Origin of the sequence: Nitrospirillum amazonense (assembly GCF_007828045.1) — a bacterium.
GTDB lineage: Bacteria > Pseudomonadota > Alphaproteobacteria > Azospirillales > Azospirillaceae > Nitrospirillum > Nitrospirillum amazonense_C.
In genome coordinates this window covers 187,658-197,747 of sequence record NZ_VITN01000012.1, presented here as the reverse complement: position 1 = coordinate 197,747, position 10,090 = coordinate 187,658, and the positions used below count along the sequence as shown (strand labels likewise).

General features: G+C 69.4%; 13 protein-coding genes. 8 read left to right on the top strand and 5 right to left on the bottom strand.

What is annotated here, in order from left to right; all coding sequences use genetic code 11:
* Positions 1–250 precede the first annotated feature (250 nt).
* Positions 251–1,138 carry a motility protein A gene (locus FBZ89_RS19025; RefSeq protein ID WP_244909331.1) on the top strand — a complete coding sequence of 296 codons (888 nt, stop codon included), beginning with the start codon at positions 251–253 and terminating at the stop codon, positions 1,136–1,138.
* Positions 1,128–2,141 carry an OmpA/MotB family protein gene (locus FBZ89_RS19020; protein ID WP_145751447.1) on the top strand — a complete coding sequence of 338 codons (1,014 nt, stop codon included), beginning with the start codon at positions 1,128–1,130 and terminating at the stop codon, positions 2,139–2,141. Before FBZ89_RS19025 ends, FBZ89_RS19020 begins: the two co-directional genes overlap by 11 nt.
* On the opposite strand, the gene FBZ89_RS19015 is transcribed toward FBZ89_RS19020, so the two are convergent.
* The 5 genes from FBZ89_RS19015 to FBZ89_RS18995 form a co-directional block, all read right to left on the bottom strand.
* On the bottom strand, positions 2,116–2,727 hold the full coding sequence (locus tag FBZ89_RS19015; protein WP_145751446.1) for a pseudouridine synthase: 612 nt from the start codon (positions 2,725–2,727) through the stop codon (positions 2,116–2,118). The genes FBZ89_RS19020 and FBZ89_RS19015 overlap by 26 nt on opposite strands.
* Position 2,728: 1 nt before the next feature.
* On the bottom strand, positions 2,729–3,610 hold the full coding sequence (locus FBZ89_RS19010; protein WP_145751445.1) for a TrmH family RNA methyltransferase: 882 nt from the start codon (positions 3,608–3,610) through the stop codon (positions 2,729–2,731).
* A gap of 78 nt (positions 3,611–3,688) precedes the next feature.
* Positions 3,689–4,540, bottom strand: coding sequence for a ChbG/HpnK family deacetylase (locus tag FBZ89_RS19005; RefSeq protein WP_145751444.1), 852 nt, complete (start codon positions 4,538–4,540; stop codon positions 3,689–3,691).
* A complete protein-coding gene (locus FBZ89_RS19000; RefSeq protein ID WP_145751443.1) occupies positions 4,537–5,601 on the bottom strand; it encodes an alpha/beta hydrolase in 1,065 nt (354 codons plus the stop codon). Before FBZ89_RS19000 ends, FBZ89_RS19005 begins: the two co-directional genes overlap by 4 nt.
* On the bottom strand, positions 5,588–6,610 hold the full coding sequence (locus FBZ89_RS18995) for an ABC transporter ATP-binding protein (protein ID WP_145751442.1): 1,023 nt from the start codon (positions 6,608–6,610) through the stop codon (positions 5,588–5,590). Before FBZ89_RS18995 ends, FBZ89_RS19000 begins: the two co-directional genes overlap by 14 nt.
* A gap of 278 nt (positions 6,611–6,888) precedes the next feature.
* Here FBZ89_RS18995 and FBZ89_RS18990 point away from each other — a divergent pair, with 278 nt between their 5' ends.
* The 6 genes from FBZ89_RS18990 (at position 6,889) to FBZ89_RS18965 (ending at position 10,050) form a co-directional block, all read left to right on the top strand.
* Entirely contained in the window at positions 6,889–7,074 is a 186-nt protein-coding gene (locus FBZ89_RS18990) for a zinc-finger domain-containing protein (RefSeq protein WP_040848315.1), read from the top strand.
* Positions 7,075–7,273: 199 nt separating this feature from the next.
* Positions 7,274–7,627, top strand: a complete 354-nt coding sequence (locus FBZ89_RS18985; RefSeq protein WP_145751441.1) for a hypothetical protein — start codon at positions 7,274–7,276, stop codon at positions 7,625–7,627.
* A 188-nt stretch (positions 7,628–7,815) separates the two neighbouring features.
* Positions 7,816–8,367, top strand: coding sequence for a hypothetical protein (locus FBZ89_RS18980; RefSeq protein ID WP_145751440.1), 552 nt, complete (start codon positions 7,816–7,818; stop codon positions 8,365–8,367).
* Positions 8,367–8,930 (top strand): hypothetical protein, encoded by a 564-nt coding sequence (locus tag FBZ89_RS18975; protein WP_145751439.1) that lies wholly within the window; start codon positions 8,367–8,369, stop codon positions 8,928–8,930. Before FBZ89_RS18980 ends, FBZ89_RS18975 begins: the two co-directional genes overlap by 1 nt.
* Positions 8,931–8,935: 5 nt before the next feature.
* A complete protein-coding gene (locus FBZ89_RS18970; RefSeq protein ID WP_342780632.1) occupies positions 8,936–9,454 on the top strand; it encodes an MmcB family DNA repair protein in 519 nt (172 codons plus the stop codon).
* A 32-nt stretch (positions 9,455–9,486) separates the two neighbouring features.
* Positions 9,487–10,050 carry a hypothetical protein gene (locus tag FBZ89_RS18965; RefSeq protein ID WP_145751438.1) on the top strand — a complete coding sequence of 188 codons (564 nt, stop codon included), beginning with the start codon at positions 9,487–9,489 and terminating at the stop codon, positions 10,048–10,050.
* Positions 10,051–10,090 lie beyond the last annotated feature (40 nt).

The window sequence follows — 10,090 nt, the reverse complement described above, 5'->3', positions numbered from 1 at the left end:
CCATCGCCGGCAGCTACACCGACACCCTGACAATCACCATCCAGGGCCGCTGATCCCGCCCCCACAACCGCACCGCTTCGGCCGACAAATACGGCCCCGCCTGGAGCACCCGGGCGGGGCCCTCGCCGTTTTTGCGGTCTAAATCCTTGATCTTCTGAGCGGGGTGTTTTCGCTGGGGCCACTCGGTTAATCTGTGGCTTGCGCCGCCGGGGCAGGCGGCACCTATACCGTTGTTATTAGGGGCAAGGGCGTGACTGTGAATGAACGCGGCGCGCGCCCGGTGCGCAACGCGCCGGCCGCCAGGCCCGGGTCTGGCAATCGCGGGCCCGGTAATCGGGGACCCGCCAAGGGGGGCGTCACCTCCCGCTTCATCGGCACGACGCTGGCGGGGGTGCTGGCCACCGTCGCCCTGCTGTGGTTCGTCGTTTCCGCCGGCGGCAACTGGCACTTCTACTACAATCCCGAGGGCCTGCTGATCGTGCTGGGTGGCGTCGTCTGCGTGGCGCTGCTGGCCTTCCGCGGCGATGAGATTCGCGCCGCCCTGGGCGCGCTGGTCGGCATCGTGCGCGACCGCGACAGCATCCGCGCCGACGTTGCCGAACTGATGGAGGTCGCCCGCCATCTGCATGAGAAGCGCATCCAGGCGGCCGACGAACGGGCCCAGCGCGTGGCCCACCCCTTCCTGCGGCTGGGCCTGCAGATGGTGGTGGACGCCCAGCCGCTGGAAGACCTGCTGCAGGTCATGAACTGGCGCATCCAGAAACAGATGGAGTTGGAGGCCGGGCAGTCGCGATTCTTCCGCACCCTGGCCACCTTCTCCCCCGCCTTCGGCCTGCTGGGCACCCTGGCCGGCATGGTCGGCATGCTGAAGCACCTGGGCGAGGGCGACATCGGCCTGATCGGTGGCAGCATGGCGGTGGCGATGCTGGCCACCCTCTACGGGCTGGTGCTGGCCAACCTGGTGTTCAAGCCCATCGCCATCAAGCTGGAACAGCGCACTGGCCGGCGGGTCGCCCTGATGAACGTGCTGCTGGAAGGCGTGGTGCTGACCCATCTCGGCCGCTCCCCCACCATCATCCAGGACAGCCTGGACCATTACCTGCGCGACGCGCGGGAGGAGGACTGGGGTGGCGCCTAGCGACCAGTCCGGCAGTGGGGCTGGCGGTGGCGGCGATCTCCCTCCCCCGCCCAAGCCCCGGCACACCGCCCGCGTCTATGCCTCCGGCCTTCCCGTGCCACCGCCGGTGATGCCGGGGGCGGCCGGTGCCAAGCCGGCGGTGGAGGCCAAGTCCGCCGGCCGGCCGGATATCCGGGCCCGGGGTGGTCGTGTGGTCCAGAACCGTACCGTTCCCGGCCGCATGCCCGGCGAACCGGCGGAAGAATCGGAGGAGTGGGTCATCAGCTACATGGACATGGTCACGCTGCTGATGATCGTGTTCCTGGGCATGGTGGCCATCCTGGGCATCAACGGCCGGCTGAAGCTGAAGTCCGACAACAACCAGCCGGGCGCCGGCCGCGTCGCCGTCTCGGCCAATCCGGTGGGCGCCCCCGCCCGCGACATGGCGAAGAATCCCACGGCCGCCTCCATGTCCAGCCCCACCTTCCCCCCTGTCCCGCCCTATCCGCCGCAGCGCCCGCCGCAGGATGCCCTTCCGGAGGCCGGTCCGGCGGAGGAGCCGACGGAGGAGGCCAAGCGCCTGGCCCAGGACCTGGAGGCGCAGGACCTGCCGCCCGACGTGCAGGTCACGCCCCGGGGCAAGGGCTTGTCCATCGAGATCAAGGACCGGGTGCTGTTCGCCTCCGGCCGCGCCGACCTGGGCGACGAAGGGCAGCAGATCCTGTCCCGCCTGGTGCCGGTGCTGCAGTCGCTGAAGGGCATGGTGACGGTGGAAGGCCACACCGACAGCAACGCCATCAGCACCGCCCGCTTTCCCAGCAACTGGGAATTGTCGGCCGCCCGCGCCGCCGCCGTGGTGCGCATGCTGATCAGCGATGGCGTGCCGGCCAACCGCCTGCGGGCCGTGGGCTATGCCGACACCCGGCCGCATCTGTCGCCGACCGGTACCAATGCCGACCCCAACGCGCCGGACCATGACCGCGCCGCCGATCGGCGCGTCACCTTGATCGTCGAAACGCCTTAGGCGGTGCCTTGACCGGTGCTGGCCGAGGGGGGGAGGGCCGGGCGGGAAAGGGCACGTCGCGCCACTGCCCGGGCGCCAGGTCCTCCAGCGTCCAGTCGCCCACGGCCCAGCGCACCAGGCGCAAGGTAGGGAAACCCAAGGCGGCCGTCATGCGGCGGACCTGGCGGTTGCGCCCCTCCCTCAAGGTCAGCTCGATCCAGCTGGTGGGAATGGCGGCGCGGTAGCGGATGGGCGGGTCACGGGGCCACAGGGCCGCCGGCTCGTCCATCAGCCGCGCGCCCGCCGGCAGCGTGGGGCCGTCCTTCAGCGTGACGCCCCGGCGCAGGGCCGCCAGCGCCGCCTCGTCCGGCACGCCCTCGACCTGCGCCCAATAGGTCTTCGCCAGCTTGTGCTTGGGGTCGGCGATGCGGTGGATGAAGGGGCCGTCGTCGCTCAGGACCAGCAGGCCCTCGCTATCCCGGTCCAGCCGCCCCGCCGGATAGACGCCGGCCACGTCGACATAATCCTTCACCGTCGCCCGGCCGGTTTCGTCGCTGAATTGCGACAGCACGTCATAGGGCTTGTTGAACAGGATCAGCCGGGGCATCTCAGGCCCGCCGGTCCCCAGGGGTCGCCGCCCCAGGGGCCGCTAGAGCGTGCACCAGAATGGCGGCGGTGGCGGAGACGTTCAGCGATTGCACCTGGCCGCTGCCGCGCAGGGTGACCAGCTGGTTGCAGGCCTGCAGCGTGGGGGCGGGCAGGCCGATCTCCTCATTGCCCAGGATCAGGGCGGCGGGCTTGGGGTTGGCATTGCCGCCGGCGGCGGCCGGCAGCACCGTGGCCGGGTCGGGATGATCGCCCAGGGCGGTACCGACGATGCGGTAATGGGCGCGCAGGTGGCGCAGGCTTTGGGCGAAGCGCGGCAGTTGGTAGAGCGTCACATACTCGAACCCGCCCTCGGCCACGCGGTAGGCGGCCTCGGACGGCAGGGCCTGTTCGGCATGGTCGGAGAGCACCAGGCGGTTGATGCCGAAGAAGGCGCAGGTGCGGACGATGGCGCCCAGGTTGTGCGGGTTGCCCACGCCGTCCAGGATCATCAGCGGCTCGCCCGCCGCCGCCCATCGCGCCGCCTCGTCGATGTCCAGGGGCAGGACGGGGCGGGGGGCGGCGACAGCCACCACCCCGCCATGCAGGGGCGTGCCCGCGACCTTCTCCATCTCCTCCGCCGGCAGCAGGCGGTAGACCTTGCGCGCCTGCGCCAGGCCGGCGCAGTAGGAACCCACCTTCTCCTTCATGCGATCGTCGAAGAACAACCGCTCCACCCGGCCGGGGTCGCGCGCGAACAGGGCGGCCACGGCCGGCAGGCCCAGGATGCGGAAGGCCTTGCGCCGGATGCTCTCACCCACTGCGCCTTCGGCGGCGGGCTTGCTGGGGGCGGGCTTGCTGGGGGCGGCCTTGGACGGCCCTTTGGCGCTGCGGGGGTCCGGCATCCCTGGTCCTCGATCGCGAATGGCTGTGATGGGGCCGCATGAAGCGCGCGGGGCCTTACGGGGTCAACCCGTTTTGTCTCAACCCTGCAAGCGCCCCAGCCTTACTCCCATTTTCTCCAGCAACCGGGCGAAGGCGTCGCCCGACAGATAGGCCTGTTCCACCTGCCGGCTGGCCACCACCGGGTCCAGCCCGGCCAGCACCTCATCCGGCAGGGCCGGGTGCACCATGATCAGCACGCGGTCGCGCGCGGGCGCCAGGAACTTGGCCATCAGCGCCGGGAAGTCGCGGCCGGGGCCGAAATCATAGACGCCGCGGAAGCCCCGGTTGGTGGGGATGCCGCGCCGGACGGCGGCGGCGCCCAGGCCCCGCGCCAGGCTGGCGATGATCAGGGCCTTCACGCTGTCCACCCCGCGCGCCAGCACGGCGGCCATCGGCTCGGCGCAGTCGCGGATATAGACGCTGCCCCGGGAGTAGCGGCGGGCCACGGCGTCCAGCACCAGGCCGCGCACGCCGGGCAGCAGGTGGACATGCTGGTGTCCATCGACGTGAGAGGGCGGCCGGCCGGCATGGGCCTCGAACAGGTCCAGCTGGCGCTCGATCTCCGCCCTCAGGTCGGCCTGGACGGCGGTGCCGCTCAGTCGGCCGGTCAGGGACCGGATCATCAGGTCGCCCACACTGCCGAAGCGGCCGCCGGGCGCCAGGGCCGGGCAGGGGCCGGCCGGCTGCTGGTCCGTCAGGGTCAGGTGCAGGCCGATATCGGCCCGGTCCGCCACCTCGGTCAGCCAGGGCGCGTGCTGCGGCCAAAAGGGCGTGGCGGTCATGCAGCTGGTGCCCGACAGGCGCCCCTGGCGGATCAGGGCCAGGATGCCTTGCGAGACTCCCGGGGACAAACCGTAGTCGTCGGCGTTCAGGATGACGGTCGCGGTCATGGGGTGCGTCCCTCGGCCAGCAGCGTGGGGATTTCCGGATTGACGTCCGCGCCGCTGGGCAGGGGGGCGGTCTGGTCGGCGATCCAGGCCAGGATGTCCTGCCACACGATCTGGGCGTGCAGGTCGCGCAGCATCATGTGCCAGGCCGTGGGATAGAAGGCGATGCGCGGGCCGCCCTGGCTGGCGTCCGGCAGGCGGGCCAGGGCCTGGGTCATGGGCTCGCGCGGGATCAGCTCCTCATGCTGGCCGTACATCACCAGGGACGTCACCTTGAAGCGGGGGGCCGCATCCATGGCGGCGTCCATCAGGTCGGTCAGGCCCTCCAGCGCGTCCACGCGCGTGGCCTTCACCACCAGGGGGTCGCGGCCCAGCGCGATCATCATGGGGATGTTGTCCGACGCCTGCACATGGATCAGGCCGCGCGGCGGCGTCAGGCTCAGCCAGGGGACGGTCCAGTTGGCGATGGCCAGGGCCCAGCGCTGGTAAAACGGCATGGTCCCGCGCGACCACACGGCCGGCGCGGTCAGGATGACGCCCTTGAAGCCCGCCGGCAGGGCGTGCCCCGCGAGGCCTGTCATCAGCACGGCCCCGCCCATGCTTTCCCCCGTCAGGAACAGCGGCGTGTCAGGATAGCGGTCGTGCAGGGCGGCGGCGGCGTCCCACATGTCGCGCACCATGACGTCGCCGCCGGCCCAGACGCCGGGGCGCGGGGTGCGGCCGAAGCCGCGCTGATCATAGGCGTAAGTCGCCACGCCATGCTGTGCCCACCAGCGGCCGGGCGCGTCATAAGAGTTGGCGTAGTCGTTGAAGCCGTGCAGCGCCAGGATGACGGCGCGGGGCGGACCCTCCGGTGGCAACCAGGACTGCGTGGGCAGGATCGTGCCGTCGCGCGCGGTGATGCCCGCCGCCGTCAGCTGCGGGGTGACCACCACCGGCGGCCCGGCCACCCGGGCGGTGGGGGCGCAGGCCGTGACGGACAGGCCAAGTGCCACCGCCGCCAGCCAGCGGGGGCGCCAGCGCGGTGCGGTGGGGGGAAGGGCGTTGTCCTCAGCCCGCGCCATTGCCGGTGGCGGGCGCGCGGGTCAGCTGCAGGAAGATGTCCTCCAGGTCCGATTCCTTGGTGCTGAGGTCCACGATGGTCAGGCCGGCGGCGGCGATGGCGTTCAGCACCTCCCCCACCTTCACGCGGCTGGGCGGGTACTGCACCGTCAGCTGGCGGCCCTTCAGCGTCACCTCGAAACCCGCCAGGGTGGCGGGCACCTCGGTCAGGTCCTGGTCCACCACCGCCACCAGGTCCTTGCGGTCCAGGGTGCGCAGCAGGCGGTCGGTGCTGTCACACGCCACCACCTGGCCGTGGTTGACGATGGCGATGCTGTCGCACAGCTCCTGCGCCTCTTCCAGGTAATGGGTGGTCAGCACCACGGTGGTGCCGGCGCGGTTCAGTTCGCGCACATGGGCCCATAGCGACTGGCGCAGTTCCACGTCCACGCCGGCCGTGGGCTCGTCCAGCACCAGCACCGGCGGGGTGTGCACCATGGCCTTGGCCACCATCAGGCGGCGGCGCATGCCGCCCGACAGGGTGCGGGCATAGGCGTTGGCCTTGTCCTTCAGGCCCACCGCCTCCAGCAGGCGGTCGGTCTGCCGCTCCCGCTTGGGCACGCCGTACAGGCCGGCCTGCAGGTCCAGCAACTCACGCGGGGTGAAGAAGGGGTCCATGTTCAGTTCCTGGGGCACCACGCCGATGGCGGCGCGGGCGGCCCGCGGGTCCTGGTCGATGTCGATGCCCCAAATCTTGGCGGTGCCGCCACTCTTGGTCACCAGGCCCGCCAGGATGTTGATCATGGTGGACTTGCCGGCGCCGTTGGGCCCCAGCAGGCCGTAGACCGAGCCGCGGGGAATGGCCAGGTCGATGCCTTTAAGCGCCAGCTTGGCCGGCGCCTTGCCGGAGGCCTTGTAGGTCTTGGTGAGCCCACGCAGTTCGATCGCCAGCTCGGGTGGGCTGCCGATGGGGGCGGACGGGATGGGGGCGGACGGGGCGGGATGGGCGTCGGGCGCGCGCGTGTCGGGCATGGGGTCGGGACGGTCCATGATGACGGGGCCGGAAACGTGCGGGCCCGAAAAAGGGGAAAGCCCGGGAAAGCCGGGGCCAAAAAGGCGTACACCCCCGCCTTGACCATGGTCAACCGCGGCCGTCACACCCCCCACCAAGGAGGTCCGCCCCCGGGGGGATCGGCCGGGGAACCGGGCGGGGCGCCTCACGCTTGATCCGGCGGCGCGCTTGGCTATGATCCGGGCGTCGGCGGGACGGTCGTCCCGCCCTGGACCTTTATTATGGAGCGCCCGAGGCCATGCAGCCGATTGAGACGATCTATGTCGATACCCCGTCCGTCGGGTGCGATGGCGGGGGCGGCGCCCTGGGCCATCCGCTGGTCTATCTGACCATGGAAAAGGAAGGCAAGATCGACTGCCCCTACTGCGGCCGCCATTTCGTCCTGTCCGAGGCCGGCAAGGCCCACGCCGGCCACGGCCACTAAGACGGCGGTCCCGGCCGGAATTTTCAGCGGCGGCCGGGCCGGTGGGCCCGGCATGTCATGCGCCGGGGAGCGGCTGTCCGGCGCCCCGGCGCGGGGACCTATTCTTCCGCATCGATAGCGGGCCACGACTCGCCGGGTTATACCAGGGCCAGTAGGTTCGCTGGCTCCGCACCTCAATGCTTGGGGCTTGAACCATTCCTTGTCATGGCAAGCGATGGCCCCCGCCCCACCCCCGTCCAAAGCCGCGCGCCCCTCCGGCACCCCGGCCCGACTGCCGTTGGCCAAGCTGCCCTTCGTTGGGCTGCGCCGCGACGGCGCCCTGGGCTATTGGGTCATGCCGACGGACAGTGACGTCGCCGTCGGCCTCGCCGCCGTGGGCCTGGGCCGCACCTACGCCGCGTGGTTCCTGCTGTATGCCGAGATCAACGGCCGCGACGCGGCGCGCACACTGCTTGATACGATCGAGCGCGAGATGCCCTCGCGCTATCCCGCCGTCGACCGTGCCTTCCTGAGGGAGATCGCGGGGCGGGGATTCTCACAAAGCGCTGCGTGAGGTAGTACTATAATCTCCCGCTGAGGTTGCTTTCGGTCTACTCAACCGATATCGTTACCCATGATAACCATTTGTGAACGGCCGGCCTGACACGCTCGGCGGAGTGGCTTGGCGGCGCCATCGGCAATTTGTGGAAAATTGTCGGCAATGCTAGGCTCTATAGGAACGCCGAAAGGATCGCTGCGGTCGTGCTTGAGGAATTCAGCATCAGCCTGTTCGTGATCGCGCTGCTGGGCGCGGTCGGCATGGTGGCCATGGTGCTGTTCCGCCAGACCCTGCTCTACGCCACCCGCAACGCGGTGGCGGAACTGGAGGGCAAGGTGGCCAGGACCCGCGCCGCCTTGGATGAGGCGGTGAAAGCGCATGACCAGAACCTGGCCCGCGGTCGCGACCTGGCGGAAGAGCGGCGCATGATCCAGAACCAGTTGGCGGAGGCGCAGCGCCGGCTGATCGCCGCCCAGGCCGATAATTTCGAGCTGATTCATGAGGTGGGCGAGCCGGGGACCGGCCGCCGCCTGTACACCGGCAGCCTGGCCCTGGGCCCGACGCTGACCATCAATCAGACGGCCACCACCCACAGCCATCTGCGCGGCTGTCCCCACGTGGTGGAGGTGTGGGCCGAGAACCAGGCGGAGGCCATGCGCCTGGCCCGCCAGGCCTTTCCCGAGTTGGCGGGCTTCATCCTGTCCAGCATGCTGCCGGTGCCGGATGGTGCCGCCCAGCAGGCGGTGGCCTCCTGATGTCGGCGGCCCTTCTTGCCAATATCGGCCTCATCATCCTGCTGCTCTATTCGCTGATCCAGTTCGCGCTGACGGCACGCACCATCGAGGATGACCGCCGCGTGCGGGAACGGCGCCTGGGTCGGCTGGAAGAGGAGCTGGGTCACGCCACCGCCGCCGCCAACGATGCCAAGGCGACGGCCGAAGGCAGCGCCCGCGAGGTCGCCGGCCTGGAGGAGGCGGTCGCCACCCTGCGCGCCACCCGGGCCGAGGCGGATGCCAAGCTGCGGGAACTGCAGTCCACGCCCCGCCGCCGCTTGATCGTGCCGGACAAGACGGCGCTGGTGCACGGCCGGCTGTGGGAGGTGACCGTGATCCCAGCCGCGAACAGCGTCGCGGCCAACACCGACGGCGCGGGCGCCGCCAGCGTGATCGAGGGGGCCCAAGTGGGGGCACAGGTGGGAGCCCAGGTCTACCTGTTCGGCGCCACCACCGACCGTGATGCCCGCTTCCGCGCCGAGCAGCGCTTTCCCACCAGCCTGGGCTATCGTGTCCAGAAGGTGGAGCGTTTCAAGCGGGGCTGAATCCCATGTCCGTGCCGTCCGACCCATCGTCGCCCGGCGATGAAGGCGACTTCGTCATTCCCGCCACCGTGCCGCCCTTCTTCGGCCGGCCGGGCATGGAACGCGCCCTGCTGCTGGCGCGCGGCGTGCGCCGCATGCTGGTCCACCACGGCATGCGCTCGATGCTGGAGGTGCCGCTGGCCAACAACCGCCGCGCCGACATCCTGGCCCTGGCCGGTGACGGCACCGTCACCATCGTCGAGATCAAGAGCTCCGTCGCCGATTTCCGCGCCGACCATAAATGGGGCGATTACCTGGAGTTCTGCGACCGGTTCTACTTCGCCGTGGGTGAGGACTTTCCCCAGGAACTGATCCCCGAGGAATGCGGGCTGATCGTGGCCGACGGCTACGGCGCCGAAATCCTGCGCCAGGGTCCCGAGGTCAAGCTGAACGCCGCCCGGCGCAAGACCCTGCTGCTGCGCGTCGCTATGCAGGCCTTCCAGCGCCTGCACCAGGTGGAAGACCCGAGACCGACGGCGTTGTAAGAGCAAGGCACCAGGAACGGAGGGGATGCATCATGTCCACCAAGCCCCCAATTGAAGGTACGGGTGAACCGCCCGTCCCCAAGGTGCCGAACGCGGAAACTCGTGCCGCGATGGCCGAGGCGGAAGAGATGATCAGGAAACGGCGGATGCCTTTTACGTCAGGCATGGATCGAAGCGACGGAATAGCTTTGCTTGGTGTGGCCCTCGTTTCGCTCGCCGGCGCTGATTTCGCCATCTCATACGCTAACTTCCCTTACTTCTCTGGAATATCGCTTGGAAGGTTATCGGGAGTGGCAGCGGGATGGGCGCTTGCGACTTACGGCCCTATTGTCGCGGCTGTCTTGTTCTGGAAGCGTGCGAAGCAGTCTACGTTGCCTTGGTTATTCCATGCCCTTCTTTTGCCGGTCTTCTATTGCCTACTTCTGGTGGGGAGCAAGATCATGCTGTCTATGCTCAATGTGTCTGATTTCGACGACTCATTAGGGGCGCCAATTATGCCTGCCCTATTCTGCGTGATGGCTGTGACAATTATCTATTTTTCGGCACTGGCAACACGACAAGCACTACGGTGGTCAGGTGGATTCAAAGGCAGATAAACGCCCATCTTCACCATTTCAGCCCGCCGTCCGGCACTGA

What these genes read in the sequence shown, in the direction of transcription:
- FBZ89_RS19000 (WP_145751443.1), bottom strand. Translation starts at nt 5,601, where the DNA reads ATGGCGCGGGCTGAGGACAACGCCCTTCCCCCCACCGCACCGCGCTGG.
- FBZ89_RS18995 (WP_145751442.1), bottom strand. Translation starts at nt 6,610, where the DNA reads ATGCCCGACACGCGCGCGCCCGACGCCCATCCCGCCCCGTCCGCCCCC.
- FBZ89_RS19015 (WP_145751446.1), bottom strand. Translation starts at nt 2,727, where the DNA reads ATGCCCCGGCTGATCCTGTTCAACAAGCCCTATGACGTGCTGTCGCAA.
- FBZ89_RS18990 (WP_040848315.1), top strand. Translation starts at nt 6,889, where the DNA reads ATGCAGCCGATTGAGACGATCTATGTCGATACCCCGTCCGTCGGGTGC.
- FBZ89_RS19005 (WP_145751444.1), bottom strand. Translation starts at nt 4,540, where the DNA reads ATGACCGCGACCGTCATCCTGAACGCCGACGACTACGGTTTGTCCCCG.
- FBZ89_RS19010 (WP_145751445.1), bottom strand. Translation starts at nt 3,610, where the DNA reads ATGCCGGACCCCCGCAGCGCCAAAGGGCCGTCCAAGGCCGCCCCCAGC.
- FBZ89_RS18965 (WP_145751438.1), top strand. Translation starts at nt 9,487, where the DNA reads ATGTCCACCAAGCCCCCAATTGAAGGTACGGGTGAACCGCCCGTCCCC.
- FBZ89_RS18975 (WP_145751439.1), top strand. Translation starts at nt 8,367, where the DNA reads ATGTCGGCGGCCCTTCTTGCCAATATCGGCCTCATCATCCTGCTGCTC.
- FBZ89_RS18970 (WP_342780632.1), top strand. Translation starts at nt 8,936, where the DNA reads ATGTCCGTGCCGTCCGACCCATCGTCGCCCGGCGATGAAGGCGACTTC.